Origin of the sequence: Kocuria sp. ChxB (assembly GCF_044359605.1) — a bacterium.
Classification (GTDB): domain Bacteria; phylum Actinomycetota; class Actinomycetes; order Actinomycetales; family Micrococcaceae; genus Kocuria; species Kocuria rhizophila.
On the sequence record NZ_CP121123.1, the window covers coordinates 523620 to 543624 of the forward strand.

18 protein-coding genes are annotated in these 20005 nt (G+C 72.4%); 2 read left to right on the top strand and 16 right to left on the bottom strand.

All coding sequences use genetic code 11. From position 1 onward, the window contains the following. Positions 1-1883 precede the first annotated feature (1883 nt). The 15 genes from P8S73_RS02235 to ftsY all read right to left on the bottom strand — a co-directional run bounded on the left by P8S73_RS02235 (position 1884) and on the right by ftsY (position 14082). Complete coding sequence (locus P8S73_RS02235) at positions 1884-2249, bottom strand: YraN family protein (protein ID WP_019308980.1); 366 nt, start codon at positions 2247-2249, stop codon at positions 1884-1886. Between the two features lie 369 nt (positions 2250-2618). Further along, positions 2619-3377 carry a ribonuclease HII gene (locus tag P8S73_RS02240; RefSeq protein ID WP_019308979.1) on the bottom strand — a complete coding sequence of 253 codons (759 nt, stop codon included), beginning with the start codon at positions 3375-3377 and terminating at the stop codon, positions 2619-2621. Beyond that, positions 3374-4135: a signal peptidase I gene (gene lepB, locus P8S73_RS02245; RefSeq protein WP_019308978.1), complete on the bottom strand. Its 762-nt coding sequence runs from the start codon at positions 4133-4135 to the stop codon at positions 3374-3376. The genes P8S73_RS02240 and lepB (P8S73_RS02245) overlap by 4 nt, the downstream gene beginning before the upstream one ends. Positions 4136-4221: 86 nt before the next feature. Next, the gene (gene lepB / locus P8S73_RS02250; protein ID WP_181950971.1) at positions 4222-4911 is read right to left on the bottom strand and encodes a signal peptidase I; all 690 of its coding nucleotides are present in this window, start codon (positions 4909-4911) and stop codon (positions 4222-4224) included. A gap of 10 nt (positions 4912-4921) precedes the next feature. Beyond that, a complete protein-coding gene (rplS, locus tag P8S73_RS02255; RefSeq protein ID WP_019308976.1) occupies positions 4922-5284 on the bottom strand; it encodes a 50S ribosomal protein L19 in 363 nt (120 codons plus the stop codon). Positions 5285-5459: 175 nt separating this feature from the next. Further along, positions 5460-6305 (bottom strand): tRNA (guanosine(37)-N1)-methyltransferase TrmD, encoded by an 846-nt coding sequence (gene trmD, locus P8S73_RS02260; RefSeq protein WP_039100514.1) that lies wholly within the window; start codon positions 6303-6305, stop codon positions 5460-5462. A gap of 3 nt (positions 6306-6308) precedes the next feature. Beyond that, complete coding sequence (gene rimM / locus P8S73_RS02265; protein ID WP_039100513.1) at positions 6309-6878, bottom strand: ribosome maturation factor RimM; 570 nt, start codon at positions 6876-6878, stop codon at positions 6309-6311. A 125-nt stretch (positions 6879-7003) separates the two neighbouring features. Further along, positions 7004-7246, bottom strand: a complete 243-nt coding sequence (locus P8S73_RS02270; protein ID WP_029603087.1) for an RNA-binding protein — start codon at positions 7244-7246, stop codon at positions 7004-7006. Between the two features lie 2 nt (positions 7247-7248). Further along, positions 7249-7677, bottom strand: coding sequence for a 30S ribosomal protein S16 (gene rpsP, locus P8S73_RS02275; protein ID WP_019308972.1), 429 nt, complete (start codon positions 7675-7677; stop codon positions 7249-7251). Positions 7678-7877: 200 nt separating this feature from the next. After that, positions 7878-8795, bottom strand: coding sequence for a hypothetical protein (locus P8S73_RS02280; protein WP_039100512.1), 918 nt, complete (start codon positions 8793-8795; stop codon positions 7878-7880). Further along, a complete protein-coding gene (locus P8S73_RS02285; protein WP_047978140.1) occupies positions 8792-9286 on the bottom strand; it encodes an NUDIX hydrolase in 495 nt (164 codons plus the stop codon). The genes P8S73_RS02280 and P8S73_RS02285 overlap by 4 nt, the downstream gene beginning before the upstream one ends. Positions 9287-9292: 6 nt before the next feature. After that, the gene (ffh, locus tag P8S73_RS02290) at positions 9293-10858 is read right to left on the bottom strand and encodes a signal recognition particle protein (protein ID WP_039100510.1); all 1566 of its coding nucleotides are present in this window, start codon (positions 10856-10858) and stop codon (positions 9293-9295) included. A 192-nt stretch (positions 10859-11050) separates the two neighbouring features. After that, positions 11051-11389, bottom strand: coding sequence for a P-II family nitrogen regulator (locus tag P8S73_RS02295; protein WP_019308968.1), 339 nt, complete (start codon positions 11387-11389; stop codon positions 11051-11053). Then, positions 11386-12699, bottom strand: coding sequence for an ammonium transporter (locus tag P8S73_RS02300; RefSeq protein ID WP_396350472.1), 1314 nt, complete (start codon positions 12697-12699; stop codon positions 11386-11388). Before P8S73_RS02300 ends, P8S73_RS02295 begins: the two co-directional genes overlap by 4 nt. 264 nt (positions 12700-12963) lie before the next feature. After that, positions 12964-14082, bottom strand: coding sequence for a signal recognition particle-docking protein FtsY (ftsY, locus tag P8S73_RS02305; RefSeq protein ID WP_059281891.1), 1119 nt, complete (start codon positions 14080-14082; stop codon positions 12964-12966). Positions 14083-14113: 31 nt separating this feature from the next. Here ftsY and P8S73_RS02310 point away from each other — a divergent pair, with 31 nt between their 5' ends. Next, the gene (locus P8S73_RS02310; RefSeq protein WP_059281892.1) at positions 14114-15481 is read left to right on the top strand and encodes an MFS transporter; all 1368 of its coding nucleotides are present in this window, start codon (positions 14114-14116) and stop codon (positions 15479-15481) included. Then, positions 15478-16083 (top strand): hypothetical protein, encoded by a 606-nt coding sequence (locus tag P8S73_RS02315; protein ID WP_059281893.1) that lies wholly within the window; start codon positions 15478-15480, stop codon positions 16081-16083. Before P8S73_RS02310 ends, P8S73_RS02315 begins: the two co-directional genes overlap by 4 nt. A gap of 47 nt (positions 16084-16130) precedes the next feature. On the opposite strand, the gene smc is transcribed toward P8S73_RS02315, so the two are convergent. Continuing rightward, a complete protein-coding gene (smc, locus tag P8S73_RS02320; RefSeq protein WP_396350473.1) occupies positions 16131-19775 on the bottom strand; it encodes a chromosome segregation protein SMC in 3645 nt (1214 codons plus the stop codon). Positions 19776-20005: the final 230 nt, after the last annotated feature.

The following is a 20005-nucleotide window of genomic DNA, read 5'->3' on the forward strand; positions in this document are numbered from 1 at the left end:
GTGCAGGGCGCTCACCGCGCCCAGGCGCGTCGAAGGCGTCAGAGAGTGCGGTGGCTCCTCAGGCCCGTCGATGGCCCGGGACTCGAGAGCGGTTCGGAGCAGATCGCGGGGTCCGCCGCGAGACCGCGCGTCGTCGACCAGCGCATCGTGGGATCCTCGGGACGGGCCTCTGGTGGCGGCAGCTCCCCCGGTTCTGACGCCGCGGGGGACGACGTCGGGGATGACCCGGGCGCCGTGGGTCCGTGCGCCGACCCAGGATGTGCTGTCGGCGCCCCGGAGGCGGGTTCTGGGGACGGGGATGATCCGGGCAGGCCGGGAGCGGGCGACGGCGCCGCAGGTGTCCTGGGCGCCGTAGGAGCCGGGGCCGGGAGCGCCGGAGGTGAGCCGGGCACGGTGTGACCCCGCGTGGGGGCCGGACGCGCCCGCGGCACGTCGGGAGCAGAGGTCTCGACGGGGGACGGCCCCGGCGCCGTGGGAGTCGGCGTCGCCGTCGGAGGGGCACTCGGCACCGGGGGATGCGGCATGTCGGGGGCAGGGGCCGGAAGGGCCGGAGCGACACTCGAAGGAACAGTTCCACTGGGCGCGGGAATGCTCGGGTCGGGCACTCCTGGGGACGGGCCCCCGGCGCCAGGTTCTCCTCCGCCGGGATCTCCGGGGCCTGGCTCCACGGGCCCTGGATCAACGGGCCCGGGGTCGGTGGGTCCGGGGTCCACCGGCCCGGGATCCACCGGGCCCGGGTCGATGGGCCCGGGATCGACGGGCCCCGGGTCCACCGGACCCGGATCACCCGGGCCGGGATCCCCTGGGCCGGGCACGATCGGATCCGGCTCGACGGGCCCGGGGAGGGCAGGGTCCACCGGCGCGCCCGGCGCGGGGGTACCGGACGGAGCAGGCTCCTCCGGCGGCGGATCCGGCAGGTCCCCGCCGGGCCCCACGCTCGACCCGTCCCCGGGGTCCTCCTGGTACTCGTCGTCCTCCAGCGGGATGCTGGGATCCCACGACTCCGTGCCCGTGCCCCCGTGGCGCCCCGTGTCGGGCTGCAGCCGCACCGGTGCGGCTTCACGGTCACCGATCACGGGAACGAGTTCGAGGCTCGCGAAGCGATCGGGGATCCCGTCAATGTCCCCCACCAGCACGTTGCGTCCCTTCTGCCCGGCGGGGACGGGGCCCGTGGCGGCGTCCGCCGCGTCGGCGATCCGGCGCTTCACCTTGCACGCCTTCTCCCGGGAGAGGGTTGAACCGTCCGGCGCCCGGTAGGCGCCCTCGAAGGACCGGGGCTGCCACTTCTCGACCGCCCGTGACACGTGCTCGAGCTGGTAGGTGGCGCCGTCGCGCGCCGTGAGGATGAGGCGGCTCACGGAGACGGGTGAGTGGCCCCGGGTGTTGTCGATCTCCACCGAGGCGTAGGTGGCCCGTTCGACCCCCGCCTCCCGCCGCAGCCGTTCGAGCTCGTCACTGGAAGGCACCGCCGCGGGGACCGTGATCCGCACGGTGGCGCCGTTGGGCAGTGACGCGCGGAAAGTGCCGGGGTGCAGGTCGCCGTCCGCCGAGACCACGGATGAGCTGACGGTGGGATGCCCGTTCGGATCGTTGCCCGTCTGGGAGCACGCGACGACGCCCAGTGCCACGGCGGCCGCCACAGCGGTGGCAGACAGCGCATGCGGCAACCACGCAGCGGTTCTCATGCCATTCCCCCGTCCACGGACTCCTGGTTCCTGCCCCGTCATACCGTGACACGCCGCACAGGGGATCTCCTAATGCACGGTGCATCCACGTGAATGTGTCCACCCCGGAACAGCATCAGCGGGCCGCATGACGTGTTACGTCGCGGTGGGCGGCTCTGCCCCGAGCGGCCGGACGGCCCGGCCGGGGTGGCCCCGAGGTCAGAGCCAGCCGATGGAACCCACGTGCTCCACACGCGGAGAGGACCCTCTGGGCCAGTGCACGGCAACCACGTCCACGGACGGGACCCCGGCCTGACCGTTCTCACGGGCCCAGGCACGGGCGAGGACGTGGAGGCGCCGGAGCTTCTCGGCACCCACAGCCTCACACGGGTGGCCGAAGTCCCCTCCGGTGCGTGTCTTGACCTCGAAGACCGTGACGGCGCCCTGGCGTTCCGCCACGATGTCCAGCTCGCCCCGTGGGCGCCCCGGGGACGGCGCCGGTCTCCAGTTGCGGTCCCTCACGGTCCATCCGGAGCGCTCCAGCAGGCCGGCGATCAGTTCTTCGCCGGCTCGCCCGGTGCTCATGTGGGGAGCCCCGGGTGGGTTCGGGCTCGACGGGTGGTCGGGGCGGTGGGCTGCGGGCGCGGTCATGACCCCACTGTGGGGCCGATCAAGGCGCAGCGGCACCCCGGGCCCGCTGCTGTGGAGGTCGGATCGCGGCCGGCGCGAGGAGCTCGCCGAGCCACAGGGCACACCCGCGCTCCCCCGGGCCGACCGGACGACCGGCCCGCTCAGCACTCCCTGTCGCAGAGCCGCGTGCACCCAGGCCGCAACCGCTGCCCGACCGCTGAAGCCACCGTGCGAACGCCGACCACGGAGAGCACCGCGCGAACGCCGACCGCGGAGCCCACCGCGCGAACGCCAACCGGGGCTCCGCAGAGCTCTCGGCGCGAACTACCCCGCGCCCAAGTTCCAGCTCAGCCGGTGGTGGTCGGTGGTGCCCCGTTCCGCGAGCGCGGCACGGTGAGCCGCGCTGCCGTATCCCTTGTTGGACGCCCAGTCGTAGTCCGGGTGCTCCCGGTGCAGCTCTCCCATGAGGGCGTCGCGTTCGACCTTCGCCAGGATCGACGCGGCGGCCACGCTCACGCACTGCGCGTCCGCCTTCACCAGCGTGTGCACCACGGCAGGCAGCTCGACCGGGTCCTCGGCCTGGCCCAGCACCGCCGGAGCGTTCAGCCAGTTGTACGAGCCGTCCAGGATCAGTGCGTCCACGGGCACGCCCGCGGCACGCACCGCCTTCAGTGCGCGCAGACCGGCGAGCCGCAGTGCGGCGTTGATCCCCAGCTCGTCGATCTCCCGCGGCTGCGCGTGGCCGACCGCCGTGGCCGCGGCCCACGCGCCGATCGTGGGTGCCAGTGCGGCGCGGCGGGCGGGGCTGAGGGCCTTGGAGTCCCGTACGCCCTCCCAGGGGTGCGGCGCGCGCGGTCCCGGACCGTCCGGCGTCGACGGCGCCTGCCCGCCCTGGGAGGCGCCCGCCACCGATTTTTCCGCGAGCAGGGCTGGGACGTCCAGCACGACGACGCCCACGCTCGCGGGACCTGCCAGCGCACCGCGGCCCACCTCGTCCATCCCCGCCACGAAGCGCGCCCCGCGCTGAGCGAGCAACACCTCCACGTCGAGGGTGGTGGCCGGGGCGGAGCGCGCGGGGCTCACTGCCCGCCGGCCGCGGGGACGTCCTGGAAGGTCTGCTCGGGGTTGTGCAGGAACTGGAACCGGTCCAGCGGCCAGGCGATCACGAAGGCCGTGCCCACGATGTCATCCTCGCTCACGAACTGGGTGCCGGTCTCGATGTGGAAGCGGGAGTCCGCCGAGGCGTTGCGGTGGTCGCCCATCACGAAGACCTTGCCCTCGGGAACGGTGACGTCGAAGGCGAAGTCGGAGGGCGCGGCTCCGGGGTAGATGTAGGGCTCGTCGAGCGGCTGGCCGTTCACGGACACCTTGCCGGAGGCGTCGCAGCACGTCACGTGGTCGCCGCCCACACCGATCACGCGTTTGACGAGGGCCTGCTGGCTGCTGTCCGGCAGCAGACCGACGAATTCGAGGCCCTCGCGGACGGGCCCGGTGCGGGTCTCCGGGGCTTCGGGCAGCCAGCCCTGGGTGTCGTCGAAGACCACGATGTCCCCGCGGTCGATGTGACCGGTCTTGGCACCGATGACGTTGACGAAGATGCGGTCGTCCAGCTCGAGGGTCTGCTCCATGGAGCCCGAGGGGATGTAGTAGCCGCGCACCAGGAAGGTCTTGACCACGAAAGCGATGACCACGGCGAGCGCCATGACGATCAGGACCTCCCGGACCGCGTTCCACCCCGGGGACCTCTTGGCGCCGCTGCCGCCGCTGCCGCGCCGCGTGGGCTGGGCGGCGTCGTCATGGGGGTGGGCGCCGTTCGCGCCGGCGTCGTGCTGCTCAGCCACTGCACTGTCCTTCTCTGCGTTCTGACGGTTCCGGGTGGGAGGTGCCGGGAGGTGCTGCCACGCTCACCGGCAGGTGCGGATGCGGTTCACTCCTCGAGAGAGCGGGCCCGGTCCAGCGGCCACACCACTCTCTCGGCCGTGCCCACGATGCGCTCCGTGCGGATCAGACCACCGCCGGGGGCACCGAGAAGCGAGCGGGAGTCCACCGACACGCTGCGGTGGTCGCCCATGAGCCACACCCGTCCCGGGGGGACCTGCACCGTGAACCGGATGTCCGACGGTGCATCACCAGGGTAGACGTAGTCCTCGTGCTGGGGCTGACCGTTGACCGTGATCAGGCCCTCGGCGGTGCAGCACGAGACGGTGTCCCCGGCCACCGCGATCACCCGCTTGACGTAGATGGTGTCCGAGCCGGTGAGGCCGAGCCACTGTCCCACGGTGTCCGCGGCCTGCTCGTACCAGGGGTCGGAGGAGTGCAGCGGGTCCAGGGAGCCTCGGCCGTCGAAGACCACGAGATCACCCCGCTGGATGTTGTCCTCGGACTCGAGCTTGTTGACGAGGACCCGGTCTCCGCCCTCGAGCGTGGGCTCCATGGAGTCCGAGCCCACCCAGTACACGTCCAGCACGAACCCGCGCACGAGCACCGTGACCACGAGCGCGGTCACGAGGGCGGCTGCGATGACGCGCAACCACCAGCGTCGTGCGGAAACGGGCCGTCTCACGGCAGAGGACCCGGCAGGTGCCGGGTCCTCTGCGTGTTCCGTGTGCTCAGGCACCCGGTGAGTCCTACTTGCTCGAGGCGCTCGACTCGCGCTTCTCGCGGATGCGAGCAGCCTTGCCGTGACGGTCGCGCATGTAGTACAGCTTGGCGCGACGGACGTCGCCGCGGCTCACGAGCTCGATCTTCTCGATGATCGGGGAGTGCACCGGGAAGGTGCGCTCCACGCCCACACCGAAGCTGACCTTGCGGACCGTGAAGGTCTCGCGCACGCCGGAGCCCTGACGGCCCATGACGAAGCCCTTGAACACCTGGACACGGGAGCGGTTGCCCTCCACGATGTTCACGTGCACGTTCAGGGTGTCGCCGGGACGGAAGTCGGGGACGTCGTCGCGCAGGGACTTGGCATCAAGCTGGTCAAGAATGTTCATGATGTGACTCCTCGTGATCGCCGCAGGTCTCTCACGTGTGGTTCGCGCGCCACCCCGCGGGGTGCACGTGCTCCAGGTTCCGGGACAGGACGTGAAGTGGCCGTCCCGGGCGGTGCGTCGTTGGTCGCTCTCCCCCCTGCGGCAGGGGCGTGCCCGACGCACACACAGCCGTCCATTATGCCATATCGGACGGGTCCTCCGGTGCGCCCTGCGGCGTGGTGCGTTCGGAGCGCCGCCACTGCCCGCCGGCCACGGTGAACCCCTCCTCGGCCAGCACCGCGAGGTCCGCGCGGTCCAGGGTGGCCGGGTCCAGTGCCAGGACCATGTCGGGGCGGCGGCGTGCGGTGCGCACCAGCTGCTGGTCGCGCCGCCAGCGCGCGATCCGCCCGTGGTGCCCGGACAGCAGCGTGTCCGGAACGGTGCGCTCGCGCCACTGCGCGGGCTTGGTGTACACCGGGTACTCCAGCAGCCCGCCCGTGTGGGACTCCTCCGCCAGGGACTCGGGGTTGCCGATCACCCCCGGGATCAGCCGGGTCACGGCCTCGACCATCGCGAGCACGGCCACCTCTCCCCCGTTGAGCACGTAGTCGCCCAGGCTCAGGGGGCGCACCCGCACCTCGTCCCGCGCCCAGTCGATGAAACGCTCGTCGATCCCCTCGTAGCGCCCGCACGCGAAGACCAGGTGCTCCTCCTCGGCCAGCTCGTACGCCACCTCCTGGGTGAACACCTCCCCCGCCGGGGACGGCACGACCAGCACGGGGCGCGACGACGCCGCACGGCCCGCCCCCGCACCGGCCCGCACCACGGTCTCGAGGGCCTGCGCCCACGGCTCGGGTTTCATGACCATGCCCGCGCCGCCACCGTAGGGGGTGTCATCCACGGTGCGGTGCCGGTCCGTGGCGAACTCGCGGGGATCGGTGACCTGCAGGCTGAGCAGACCGTCGGTCACGGCCTTGCCGATCAGGGAGAGCTTCAGGGGCTCCAGGTACTCGGGGAAGATGCTCAGGACGTCGATGCGCACGGGTCAGTCGTCCTCGCCGAGCTCGAGGAGTCCGGGGGGCGGGGTCACGAGGACCAGCCCGCGGTCCAGGTCCACCTCCGGGACGATCTCCTCGACGAACGGGATGAGGACGGCACGCCCGCCCTTCTCCGGGGTGATCTCCAGCAGGTCCTGGGCGCTGCCCTGGATCAGCGCCTTGACGGTGCCGATCCGTGCCTCGTCGCGGGTGAGGTCCACGGCCACGAGGCCGAGGAGGTCGTCCTGGTGCCACTCGTCGTCCTCCAGCGGGAGGTCCGCGACCTCCGCGTAGAGCTCCAGCCCGCGGGCGGCCTCGGCCGCGTTGCGGTCGCGGATCTCCTCGAACCGGGCCACGAGGACGTCCTTGTTCCAGCGGTGCCCGCCCACGGTCAGGCCCTCGACACGCAGGGGTTCGGGGCGGTCGGCGCCCTGGCCCCGTCGGCCGCCGCGCGCCTGCTGGACGCTCAGCACCGAGCCCGGCGCGAAGCGAGACTGCGGATCATCCGTGAACAGCTCCACGGTCACTTCCCCCCGCACACCGTGCGGCTTGCCGATCCGGGCCACCCGAACGCTCATGTCTTCTCCTCCAGGGATGTCCTGCTGAGTGCTGCGCGGTCCGTGTCCGGGGACCGCAGCCGGTATGCACACGGCCCCCGTTCCCCTCGGGAGGGAACGGGGGCCGTGACGAGTGGTGCGTCCGCTCAGCGGCGGCGGTCGGTGTCGACCACGTCCACGCGCACGCTCTCGCCGGAAGCCAGTGCCGAGACGACGGTGCGCAGGGCCTTGGCCGTGCGTCCCGAGCGCCCGATCACGCGACCCAGATCATCCGGGTGCACGCGCACCTCGAGCGTCTCGCCGCGGCGGTTGTCGCGGGAACGCACCGAGACATCCTCGGGGTTGTCCACGATGCCACGGACCAGGTGCTCCAGGGCTTCCGCGAGCATGCTCACTCTGCCTTCTCGGCGTCGTCCTCTGCGGGAGCGGCGTCCTCGGCGGGTGCCTCCTCGGCCTTCTCAGCCTTGGGGGTGATGGCCTCGGGAATGATCACGGAGCCGTTGTCCGGGGCGACGAACGGGGTCTTGCCCTCGGGCTGCTTCAGCGTGCCCTCGGCACCCGGCAGGCCCTTGAACTTCTGCCAGTCGCCGGTGATCTTCATGAGAGCGAGCACGGCCTCGGAAGGCTGCGCGCCCACACCGAGCCAGTACTGCACGCGATCGGACACCAGGTTGATGTACGAGGGGTTCTCGGTCGGCTGGTACACGCCGACCTCCTCGATCACGCGACCGTCGCGCTTCTTGCGGGAATCGACGACGACCACGCGGTAGCGGGGATCGCGGATCTTGCCCATACGCTTGAGACGAATCTTGACTGCCACTTGTGTGGTTACTCCTGTTTCGAATGGAATCGGTCACCGCACACGCCAGCCCGTGGGGCGGGCAGCACGTGGGTTTCCTGTGGACACGAAGTCACGCGCGGTGAGAGGGTCCGCACGGCTCGAGTACCCGTCCATTGTGCCACAGCTGTCAAACCGGCCGGCGCACGCGGTGACGGGACGCGAGCGGGGTGGCGGAGGGCTCAGTGCTTCCTGCGTGAGCGGACGGAGGCCCACAGAGCGGCCTGCAGGGCGGCGTCGGACAGCATGAGCGCGGAGGCCGATCCCAGCACCTTGGCACTGCGTCCACCCCGCGCGGCCAGACCGGCCAGCCCCGCGCCGAGCACGGCTTCCGCGCTGCCCAGGGCGAGCAGCAGTCCTGGCCTGCGGACGTAGGCCCGCTGGAGGCGGGAGAGCACGTCCGAGCCGCTGGGCTCGACGCTCGCGGCGTCCAGCACGGACAGTGCCGCGGGGCGGGGCTCGTGGTGGGTGACCCCGTCGAGCTCCGAGACCTCCCGCTGGCCCTCCACGATCTTCGCGGCGACCACGGGCAGCCCGAGCAGCTGCAGCACGGACTCCAGCAGCAGGGCGGAGCTCGCCGTGCGGGCGTAGTTCTCCAGCCGTGCCGTCTGAGCGGGATCGAGGTCGCACAGGGACGCAATGCTCGCCGCGGCCGTGAGGTTGCCCCCGGGTGCCGACGCCGCGGCGTCGCCGCCCGTGCCACGGTCCTCGGGGGGCCCGTCCGACCCCGCGGCGTCACGCGCGCCCGCCAGCAGCCCCGCCACGGAGTCCTCGTGGACGGCGGGCCAGCGCAGCGTGGTGGACTCTTCGAGCTCGTCGAACTGGGTGCCCCAGTCCTCATGGGCATCGAGCGCGGCCACGGGTGGGTAGACGCGCAGCGCGCGTGCGCTGCCGTCCGAGTCCAGGCGCACGGCGATGCTGCGCGGGTCCCCCGCGGCGGCCAGCCCGGCAGGATCCACACCCTCCGGAAGCACGACCGCGGACCAGCCGTCCCGTGAGACGGCGGTGAAGCCGAGACCGAGGGCGGACGCCACGAACGGGAGCTCGGGGGCGTCCGCGAGCACGAGCACCACGGTGCGCGGCGCGGGCCGCTCGGTCATGAGCGTGAACCCCCGTGCATCACGCGCTCCACCACGGTGCCGGCCTCGAGGGCCTCGATGGCGGCCCGCAGGTGCTCGGCCATCCCGGCAGGCATGACCGTCTCCAGGTCCTCGGGCGCCACCCAGCGGTAGGACAGCAGCTCCTCCTCCTGCACGGTGATCGGGGTGTCGGACGAGATGGTGCCGCCGTCGTAAAGGAACGAGACCGAGTCCCCCCACATGCCCATGCCCACACCGTGGCTCACGGCGATGAGCCGACCCTCGGGCAGGTGCAGTCCGACCTCCTCGACCACCTCGCGGAAGCACCCGGTGCGCGGGTCCTCCCCCGCCTCCACCGTGCCGCCGGGCAGGGTCCAGCCGTCCTTGTAGTTGGGCTCCACCGCAAGCACCCGGCCGTGCTCGTCACGGATGACCGCGGCGGAGGCCAGCCGCCGGGTGGGCAGCGTGGCGATGAACTCGCGCAGCTCGTCGTCGGGGAGGTACGAACCCATGGATGCCTACTTTCCGAGGAACTTCTCGAAGCCCTTGGGCAGGTTGAGCGACTCGGCGTCCAGGTCCTTGCCCTGGGCGCCGAACGCGCTGCCCTTCGCGGCCGGCTTCTGCCCGGACGCGAGTGCCGCCTGCTCCTGGGCCCGCTTGGCGGGGTTGCCGGAGCGCGAACCCTTCTTCTTGGCCTTGCCCTTCTTGGCGGCACCGCCGCGGCCCATGCCGGGGATCCCACCGGGCATGCCCGGAACGCCCTGCCCGGAGGCCAGGCGCTTCATCATCTTCTGGGCCTGGGCGAAGCGCTCCATGAGCTGGTTGACCTCGGAGACCGTGACGCCGGAGCCGCGGGCGATGCGGGCGCGGCGGGAGCCGTTGATGATCTTGGGGGCCACGCGCTCGTGCGGGGTCATGGAGCGCACGATGGCCTCCACGCGGTCGATCTCGCGCTCGTCGAAGTTCTCCAGCTGCTCCCGCATGCCGGCGGCGCCCGGCATCATGGCGAGCATCTTCTTCATGGAGCCCATCTTGCGCAGCTGCTGCATCTGCGCCAGGAAGTCCTCGAACGTGAAGTCCTCCTGATCGGTGAACTTCTTGGCCATCCGCTCGGCCTCAGTCTTGTCCCACTGCCGCTCGGCCTGCTCGATGAGCGTGAGGACGTCACCCATGTCCAGGATGCGGGAGGCCATGCGGTCCGGGTGGAACTGCTCGAAGTCCCGCACGCCCTCGCCCGTGGAGGCGAACATGATGGGCTTGCCGGTCACCGCGCGCACGGACAGCGCCGCGCCGCCGCGGGCGTCGCCGTCCAGCTTGGAGAGCACCACGCCGGTGAAGTCCACGCCTTCGTCGAAGGCCTTGGCGGTGTTGACGGCGTCCTGACCGATCATCGCGTCGATCACGAACAGGACCTCGTCCGGGTCCACGGCGTCGCGGATGTCCCGCGCCTGGTTCATCAGCGCCTGGTCGATGCCCAGGCGCCCGGCGGTGTCCACGATCACCACGTCGTAGAGCTTGGAGCGTGCGAAGTCCACACCGTCCCGGGCGACCTTCACGGGGTCACCCGTGGGGTCGTCGAACTCCGAGGTGGCGCCGGGCTCCGGGGCGAACACGGCAACACCCGCGCGCTCACCCACGACTTTCAGCTGGGTCACGGCGTTGGGGCGCTGCAGGTCCGAGGCCACCAGGACGGGCTTGTGCCCCTGGTCCGTGAGCCACTTGCCCAGCTTGCCCGCCAGGGTGGTCTTGCCGGCACCCTGCAGGCCCGCGAGCATGATCACGGTGGGTCCGGTCTTGGCCAGGTTGATGCGGCGGGTCTCGCCGCCGAGGACGTTCTGCAGCTCCTCGTTGACGATCTTCACGACCTGCTGGCCGGGGTTCAGCGCCTCGGAGACCTCCGCGCCGAGCGCGCGCTCCTTGATGACCGCGGTGAACTCCCGCACCACGGGCACGGCCACGTCCGCCTCGAGCAGGGCGCGGCGGATCTCCCGCACGGTGGCGTCGATGTCCGCCTCGGAGAGCCTGCCCTTGCCGCGCAGGTTCTTGAACGTTGCTGTGAGCCGGTCGGACAGTGAATTGAACACGGGGAGGTCGCTGCTTTCCTCGGACGACGGATGATTCGGTGTCCCAGGTTAGCAAGCGGGCGCGGGCCCGCGCGCACCGCACGGCGGCCCCAGGTGCCGGAGGCCGCCGCGGGTTGCCCGTGGCCGCGGCCGCGGCACGGGCGGAGCGGTCGTGGGGTGGCCGGGGCGCGAAGCCGTCGGCCGCGCCGGGACTCAGAGGGCGACGTCGTCCCGCTCCCCCGTGCTCACGCGCACCGCGTGCTCCACGGGGGTGACCCACACCTTGCCGTCCCCGGGTTCACCGGTGCGGGCGGCGCCGACGACCACCGTGACGACCTCCTGGGCCTCGGCGTCCTCCACGACCGTCTCGATGCGCACCTTCTCCAGCAGGTCCACGGTGTACTCCGCGCCCCGGTACACCTCGCGGTGCCCGCGCTGCCTGCCGTAGCCGTGCACGGTGAGCACGGTCATCCCCTGCACGCCGTAGCTCTCGAGGGCGTCCTTGACGTCACTGAACTTCTCCGGGCGCACCACTGCGGTGACGAGTTTCACGAGATTCTTCCTTTCACGGGGACGGGAGCCTCGGCGGTGCCGGGCAGTGGGCGGTGGGTGCCGTGGCCCGCGAACGATCCGGTGGCCTCGTCCTTGAGCGAGTACGCGGACTCCGCGTGCTGCGTGAGGTCCACGCCGATGATCTCGTCACGGCGCGTGATGCGCAGCCCCATGGTGGCCTGGAGCACCAGTCCGATCAGCAGCGTGAGCACGCCCGTGTAGAGGGCCACGAACCCGGTGGCCGCGAGCTGCGAGCCCATGAGGCCCCAGCCGCCCCCGTGGAGCAGGCCTGCGCGTCCCTCGGAGGGGACCGCCAGGAATCCCAGCGCCACGGTGCCCACGATGCCCGAGACCAGGTGCACGCCGCACACGTCCAGCGAGTCGTCCAGCCCGATCCGGTACTTGAACCCCACCGCGAGCGCCGAGAGCACACCGGCCACAGCCGAGAGCCCGATCGCACCCAGCGGGGTCACGTTCGCGCACGCCGGGGTGATGGCCACCAGGCCGGCGACGACGCCCGAGGCCGCCCCGAGCGACGTCGCGTGGCCGTCCCGGATCCGCTCGGTGAGCAGCCAGGAGAGCATCGCGGCGGCCGGGGCCACCAGCGTGTTGGTCCAGACCAGGGCGGCCTGCTCCACGGTGGTGGCGGCCCCGGCGTTGAAGCCGAACCAGCCGAACCACAGGATGGCCGAGCCCAGCATGACCAGGGGCAGGTTGTGGGGGCGCTGCCCCGAGTCCCGGCCGAAGCCGCGGCGGGCCCCGATCAGCAGGATGAGCACGAGGGCCGCGACGCCCGCGTTGATGTGCACGGCGAGCCCTCCCGCGAAGTCGATGGGCTCACCGACGATCCGTCCCAGGGCGCCCTCCTCCGAGAACAGCCCGTCGCCCCACACCATGTAGGCCAGCGGGAAGTACACCAGGGTGACCCACACGAGCGTGAACACCACCCACGTGCCGAAGCGCGTGCGGTCCGCGATCGCGCCGGAGATCAGCGCGACCGTGATGATGGCGAACGTCACGGAGAAGTCCGAGGCGAGCAGGTCCTCGGTGCCGAGCAGACCCTGCAGCCCCGCGTGCGCGAACGGGTTGGCCGTGAGCCCGCCCAGCACGGGGTCGCCGCTGAGCATCGACGCTCCCCACAGCACCCACACGACCCCCACCACGCCGAGGGCCGCGAAGCTCATCATCATCATGTTCAGCACGCCCTTGGCCCGGGTCATGCCTCCGTAGAACAGTGCCAGCCCCGGGGTCATGAAGAACACGAGCCCCGCTGCCACCACCATCCACACGTGTCCGGCGGTCAGTTCCACCCGGATCACCTCGTCCCTGTCTCGTGCGAGCACATCCTTTGCGCTTCCGGGGACCAGTCAACGGCGCCCGTGTTACCGCCGGGTTCGCCAGGGCGTAACGAGCGTGTTTCGAATGCGCCGCTCGTGTGACGCACACGTTAAACCGGGGTGCCGCATCTCACATGGTGGGCACGGGGCGGCCCCCGCCAGAGCGGTCCGCACGCAACGACGGCGCCCGCCCCCGGGAAGGGAGCGGACGCCGTCGTGGTGCGGGAACCGGGGACGTCAGTCGATGATCGCGTCCACGAACTGCTCGGCGTTGAACGGCGCGAGGTCGTCCGGGCCCTCCCCCAGGCCGATGAGCTTGACGGGCACGCCGAGCCCGCGCTGGATGGCCACCACGATGCCGCCCTTGGCGGTGCCGTCCAGCTTGGTGAGCACGATGCCGGTGATGTCCACGGCCTCGGCGAAGACCCGTGCCTGGGTCATGCCGTTCTGCCCGGTGGTCGCGTCGATCACGAGCAGCACCTCGTCCACCGCGGCGGCCTTCTCGATCACGCGCTTGACCTTGCCGAGCTGGTCCATCAGACCGGCCTTGTTCTGCAGCCGGCCGGCGGTGTCCACGAGCACGACGTCTGACTCCTGCTCGATCCCGGCCTTGACAGCGTCGTACGCCACGGAGGCGGGATCCGCGCCCTCCTGCTCGGAGCGCACCGTGGGCACGCCCACGCGGGCGCCCCACGTCTCGAGCTGGTCCGCGGCCGCGGCGCGGAACGTGTCCGCCGCACCCAGCATGACGTCCTTGTCCTCGGCCACGAGCACGCGGGCGAGCTTGCCCACCGTGGTGGTCTTGCCCACGCCGTTGACGCCCACCACGAGCACCACGGCGGGCTTGCCGGGAGCGGACTCGGTGCGCAGGGAGCGGTCCAGGGTGGGGTCCACGAGCGCGAGCATCTCCTCGCGCAGCATGGTCTTCAGCTGCGCGGGGTCCTTGGTGCCGTCCACGCGCACGCGCTTCTTGAGGTTCTCCACGAGCTCCAGGGACGCGTCCGTGCCGAGGTCCGCCATGAGCAGCGTGTCCTCGATCTCGTCCCACGTGTCCTGGTCGATGCGCTCGCGCGAGAGCAGCACGAGCAGGCCCTTGCCGAGAACGTTGTTGGACTTCGCGAGCCGACCGCGCAGCCGCGCCAGACGACCGCGCGCGGACTCGGGGCGCTCCAGGGTGCTGACGGGGCGGTCCTCGACCACCTCGCCCTCGTCCAGACCCGGCACGTCGTCGAGGTCCCGGGTGCCCTGGTACCCGCCCTTCGGTGCCTTGGGCCTGCGCAGCAGCAGCACGCCGAACACCACGAGCAGCACCACCACCGCGGCGGCTATCACGATCCACATCAGTTCAGGAGTCATCACCCGTCTAATCTCCCATAAACTGCCAGGCGTGTCCCACCCCACGCCCCGCTCTCCCGGCTCCTCCGGCTCTTCCGGCGACGACGCCGCACGGCACCTCCCGGGCCCTTCTCCCCTTCCCGTGGCTCCCGGTTCCGACGCCCCGGCGCCGGACGCCTCCGCGCCCGCCGCGCCCACGGGGCAGAAGGTCCCCGAGCCCATCAAGGTCCTGATCGCGGCGGCCTTCGTGATCGCCCTGGGCTACGGCCTCGTGGCCCCGGTACTGCCCCAGTTCGCCGCGAGCTTCGGTGTGGGCGTGGCCGCGTCCTCCGCGGTGATCAGCGCGTTCGCGCTGTGCCGGCTGGTGTTCGCGCCCGCGAGCGGTGCGGTGGTCAACCGCATCGGCGAGCGCCCCACCTATCTGATCGGGCTGATCGTGGTGGCCCTGTCCTCCGCGGCCACCGCGTTCGCCCAGACCTACTGGCAGCTGCTCGTGTTCCGGGGGCTCGGCGGGATCGGCTCCACCATGTTCACGGTCTCCGCGATGGGGCTGATCGTGCGGCTCGCTCCGCGGCACATGCGGGGGCGGGTGTCCGGCTACTACGCCACGGCGTTCCTGCTGGGCGGGATCCTGGGCCCGGTGCTCGGCGGCTTCCTGGCCGGGCTGGGCATGCACGCGCCGTTCCTGATCTACGCGGGCGCCCTGATCGTGGCGGTGCTCGTGGTGTGGCTGCGGCTCAGGGACGAGACCCTCGGAGCCAAGCGGACCGGTGCCGCCCAGCCACCCATGCGGGTCCGCGACGCGCTCGACGCCGGTGCCTACCGCGCCGCGCTCGCCTCCAGCTTCTCCACGGGGTGGACGGCCATGGGCGTGCGCGTGGCCCTGGTGCCGCTGCTCGCGGCCCAGGTGGTGGGCGAGGGACCCGCCGTGGCGGGACTGGCCCTGGCACTGTTCGCGGTGGGCAACGCCGCCGCGCTCACGGTCACGGGGCGCCTGACCGACCGGCTGGGCCGCAAACCCCTGGTACTCACGGGTCTTGCGGTGTGCGGGCTCTCAACCATCGGCGTGGGCTTCAGCACCTCCGTGGTGGCCTTCGCGGTGCTGTCCCTGCTCTCGGGCGTCGGTTCCGGCACGCTGAACCCCGGCCAGCAGGCGGCGGTGGCGGACGTGATCGGCCCGGACCGCGCGGGCGGCAAGGTGCTCTCCCGGTACCAGATGTGCGCCGACGCCGGGCAGATCGCGGGCCCGGTGATTGCCGGGGCGCTGGCGGACGCCGCGGGCTTCGGCTGGGCGTTCGGGGTGTCCGGGGCGCTCATGCTGCTTGCCGCGCTGGCATGGCTGCCGGTGCGGGAGACGCTGCCGGAGACCGCCCTGTCAGAGGCGCGCCGACCCCGTCCAGGCGGGACGGACGGCAGATGACGAGGTCGGGGAACCCGTCCCCGCGCCACAGTGCGCTGATCCGCTTCCTCGTGATGTTCGTCGTCACCCTGGTGCTCAACGGTGTCCTGAAGGAGCTGTGCAACCGGGGCATCCTCACCACCCCGATGCTGTTCGGACTTCTTGCGGTCGTCCTGCCGGGAGTCTGGGTCCTCCTCCGCCACTGGTGGATTCCCTGTGTCTCCCGGGCCCGCCCGCAGCACGAGCGGATGGTCACGGAGGCCCGCTGGGCGTCTCCCCTGGCACCCGGGGCCGTGATCCAGCGACTGCGCACGGAGTTCGTCGCCCCGGAGTTCCGGACGGTCGCCACGGACTCGGCATTCCACATCGCCACGGGCTCCGACGAGACCTTCCGGTGGCGGGGTGCGGGGTCGATGAAGGGCTGGGAGGCATTGCCGCTCGCTATGGACGTCGTGCTCACCGCCTCTCCGACCGGGTGCGGCATCGTGGCGCTGGCCCGGGACGATCTGGGGTGGTACGAGAAACCCCCGGAGTTCTTCGTGGAGAAAGAAGTTCGGCGCCGCGGCGCGGCCCTCATCCGCCGCGCACGAGCCGTCACCGAGGCCCCAACCACAGACGGCTGACGCGATGGCCGCCAGGGCGACCGGGCGGCGTCGTCCGCGGGGACCGACTAGCGAAGCTCCGAGAGCTGCTGGCCCACCACCAGGCTCACACCGTCCCCGCGCATGGACACTCCGTAGAGGGCGTCCGCGATCTCCATGGTGCGCTTCTGGTGGGTCACGATGATCAGCTGCGAGCTCTCCTTGAGCTGCTCGAAGATGGTGAGCAGCCGGCCCAGGTTGCGGTCGTCCAGGGCGGCCTCCACCTCGTCCATCACGTAGAACGGGGACGGCCGGGCCTTGAAGATGGCCACCAGCAGCGCCAGGGCGGTCAGCGAGCGCTCGCCGCCCGAGAGCAGGGACAGCCGCTTGATCTTCTTTCCCGCGGGGCGCGCTTCCACCTCCACGCCGGAGTTGAGCAGGTCGTCCGGGTCCGTGAGCCGCAGCCGCCCCTCGCCCCCGGGGAACAGCGTGGCGAACACGGACACGAACTGCTCGGCGGTGTCCCGGTAGGCCTCCGCGAAGACCTCCTCCACGTGCTGGTCCACCTGGCGGATGATGTTGCGCAGGTCCGTGCGCGAGTTCTTGACGTCCTCCAGCTGGGTGACCAGGAACCTGTGCCGCTCCTCGAGCGCCGCGAACTCCTCAAGTGCGAGCGGGTTCACCTTCCCCAGCGCCCTGAGCTGCTTCTGGGCCCGCTGCAGCCGGGTCTCCTGCTCCTCCCGTCGGAACGGGGTGCCGGGATCGGTCATGCTGGGCAGGGCGAGCTGCACGGAGCCGCCGGAGTCCTCCGCGGTCTGGGCGGCCTCGATCGCGGCGTCCGCGTCCGGGACCGGCAGGTGGGGACCGTAGTGGTCCACCAGGAAGTCCGGAGTCATCCCGAGCTCCTCGAGAGAGGTGGCCTCCAGACCCTCCAGCCTGGCGCGGCGTTGCGCGAGGTCCAGCTCCGCGCGGTGCAGCTTCTCCGTGAGCTCGGCGAGCTCCGTCCCCACGCGGTCACGCTCGGTGCGCAGCCGCTGGGCGGCCTCGTCCAGCCCGGCGCGGCGCGTCTCGATCTCGTCCCGCTCAGCAGCGGCCTCCCTGGCCGATGCCTCCGCGGACTCCCGAAAGTGCGCGGCGGCGGTCTCGACGGCACGCGCCACCGCGGCCTGCACCCGGCGCCGCTCGGCACGCCGGGCCGCTTCCGCGCGTGCCGCGCGCTCGGAGCGCGCGGCACGTGCCTGGGCCTCCGCCCGGGACACGATGTGACGGTGCTGCTCCTCGAGCCCGCGCAGCGCGAGCCGCGCCTGCGTCTCGGCCTCCCGGGCCGCCTTGGCCCGCGCCTCGGCCCGGTTGCGCTCGGCGGCGGCCTCGAGCTGCTCGCGTTCCAGGCTCTCCTCGTCGCCGGTCTCCACGGCCTCCGCGCGCCGCAACGCCTCGTCCAGCTCGGCGGCGCGCCGGGCGAGCCGTTCCTCGGCGGTCGTGAGCACCTCCCGGCGCCGCGCCAGCTCGGAGTCCGCCGACGACGCCGTGGCCTCCGCCCTGCTCGACGCCGCACCTGCCGCGGCGGCGTCCTTCTGCGCACGCTGCAGGTCCCGGGTGGCCTCGCGCGCCTCCTGGACGGCGGCCGCGCTGTCCTGCTCGGCACTCCGGGCGGCCTCCGCGGCGCGCCGCGCCGCCGTCTCCAGCGCGGTGGTCTCCCCCTCGGCCTGGTCGAGCAGCGCCATGATCTCGAGGTTGCCCGCCGCCTCCGTGGCCCCGCCCTGCACGCGGTGGCCGCCGTAGACGTCCCCGTCCCGGGTGACCACGCGCACGCCGCGACCCGCCTGGCCGAGGGCGCGGGCGGCGTCGAGCATGGTGAGTGCGGCGGAGGCGTCCGGGACCAGGACCGTGGTGGCCAGCTCGGCACGCACGGCGGCCAGCACACGGTCCGCAGCCGCGGCGTCGTCCGTCACCGCGGCGGACAGCACCGCCCGCGCGAGAACGCAGCCGTCGGGCAGCGGGAGCTCCGGGGGCTCGGACGCGTGTGCTTCGTCGGCGACCAGCAGGTGGACCCGCCCGGACCCGGCGTCGGCCAGGTGGGCGAGGATCCGCGCGGCGCCCGTGTGGGAGGCCACCGCGAGCGCGTCGGACCACGGCCCCAGTGCGGCGGCCACCGCGCGCTCCCAGCCGGGGGCCACGCGCACGGAGCGGGGGACGTCCCCGAGCACGGGCACCACGTCCGCCACGGAGGCGGAGCCGTCCGGCTGGCGCAGGGACTGCCGCAGGGTGTCCACGCGCACGGTGTGGGTGTGCAGCTCGCTCGCGCTCTGCTGCCGCCGGGCGTCCGCCGCGCGGGACAGCGCGCGGGCGGCGTCGGCCCTCTCCTCGGCGTCACGGGCGCGCTCGGCGGCCTGCTCGGCCCGGGCCGTCGCGCTCTCGGCGGCCTCCTGCAGGGAGGAGGTCTCCAGACGGGCCCGCTCCGCGCGCTCCACCACGTCCGAGATCTCCCGGCGCACGCGCTCCACGTCCGCCTCAGCCGAGCCCACCCCGGAACGCGCCGCGGTCACGGCGGCCGCGAGCCGCGCCTGACCCGCGCGCCGGTCCGCGGCCTGCCGCACGAGCTCCGCAGAGCGCTTCTCGGCGGCCCGCGCCGCGTCCTCCGCCTCGGCGCGGGACTGCTGGGCACGCTCCAGACCCTGCTGGGCCTCGGTGACCCGCTCGGCCAGCTGCTCTGCCTCCGCGCGGGTGCGCGCGGCCTGCTCCTCCAGGGCGTCCGCGTCCCGTCCCTGCGCGGGGGCCTCCTCGGTGCTGCCCAGCAGCCGACGCCGCTCCTGGGCCAGGGTGGCCAGGGCCCGGTAGCTGTCCCGCACCGTGCTCAGCTCGTACCAGCTCGTGCGCGCCTCGTTCAGTGCCGGAGCGGTGCGGGCGGCAGCCGCCTCCGTCTCCTGCAGCCGACGGGCGAGCTCCGCCGTGGTCCTCTCCAGCTCGTCACGGCGCTCCCGCGCGGCCGCTCCAGCGCCCTCGTCCGCCTCCATCCCCGCGCGGGCCGCCACGACGTCGTCCGCGAGCAGCCGGGCGCGGGCGTCCCGCACGTCGTACTGGATGCGCTGGGCCTTCCGGGCCGTGCGGGCCTGGCGCCCCAGCGGGGTGAGCTGGCGTTCGATCTCACCGGTGAGGTCCTCCAGGCGGTCCAGGTTCTGCTGCACCGACTCCAGCTTGCGCAGGGTCTTCTCCTTGCGGCGGCGGTGCTTGAGGATCCCGGAGGCCTCCTCGATGAACCCGCGGCGGTCCTCCGGGGTGGCCTGCAGGATCCGGTCCAGCTGGCCCTGGCCCACGATCACGTGCATCTCGCGGCCCAGCCCCGAGTCCGAGAGCAGCTCCTGGATGTCCAGCAGGCGGCACGAGCGGCCGTTGATCGCGTACTCGGAGCCGCCCGAGCGGAACAGGGTGCGCGAGATGGTGACCTCGGAGTACTCGATCGGCAGGGCGCCGTCGGCGTTGTCGATGGTCAGGGACACGTGCGCGCGGCCCAGTGCGGAGCGGGCGGAGGTGCCCGCGAAGATGACGTCCTCCATCTTGCCGCCGCGCAGGGACTTGGCGCCCTGCTCCCCCATGACCCACGCGAGGGCGTCCACCACGTTGGACTTGCCGGAGCCGTTGGGACCCACCACGGCCGTGACACCCGGTTCGAAGTGGAACGTGGTGGCGGAGGCGAAGGACTTGAAACCACGCACGGTGAGGGTCTTCAAGTGCACGCGGGGGATCTCCTGGGTCTGGCGGTCGGCTCTTCGGGAGGCCGTGAAGGGGTGGGCCCCGATTCTACCCGGGGTCCGCTCGGACCGATCCGGTGCCGCGGTGCCGCCCGGCGCGGGACCGCATCCAGGCACCGCGGGACGAACGCGGCGCGCACCCCGAGGAACCTGTCAGACAGGACCGCTAGACTGGGCCGGTCCAGCCCGCTTGTTCACCCGAGCGCCGAGGTCCA

Bases quoted from the DNA above. Each gene is read 5' to 3' on its own strand.
- P8S73_RS02285 (WP_047978140.1), bottom strand. From the start codon at position 9,286: ATGGGTTCGTACCTCCCCGACGACGAGCTGCGCGAGTTCATCGCCACG.
- P8S73_RS02315 (WP_059281893.1), top strand. From the start codon at position 15,478: ATGACGAGGTCGGGGAACCCGTCCCCGCGCCACAGTGCGCTGATCCGC.
- ftsY (WP_059281891.1), bottom strand. From the start codon at position 14,082: ATGACTCCTGAACTGATGTGGATCGTGATAGCCGCCGCGGTGGTGGTG.
- P8S73_RS02270 (WP_029603087.1), bottom strand. From the start codon at position 7,246: ATGCTCGCGGAAGCCCTGGAGCACCTGGTCCGTGGCATCGTGGACAAC.
- P8S73_RS02235 (WP_019308980.1), bottom strand. From the start codon at position 2,249: ATGAGCACCGGGCGAGCCGGCGAAGAACTGATCGCCGGCCTGCTGGAG.
- P8S73_RS02280 (WP_039100512.1), bottom strand. From the start codon at position 8,795: ATGACCGAGCGGCCCGCGCCGCGCACCGTGGTGCTCGTGCTCGCGGAC.
- rplS (WP_019308976.1), bottom strand. From the start codon at position 5,284: ATGAACATTCTTGACCAGCTTGATGCCAAGTCCCTGCGCGACGACGTC.
- rimM (WP_039100513.1), bottom strand. From the start codon at position 6,878: ATGAGCGTTCGGGTGGCCCGGATCGGCAAGCCGCACGGTGTGCGGGGG.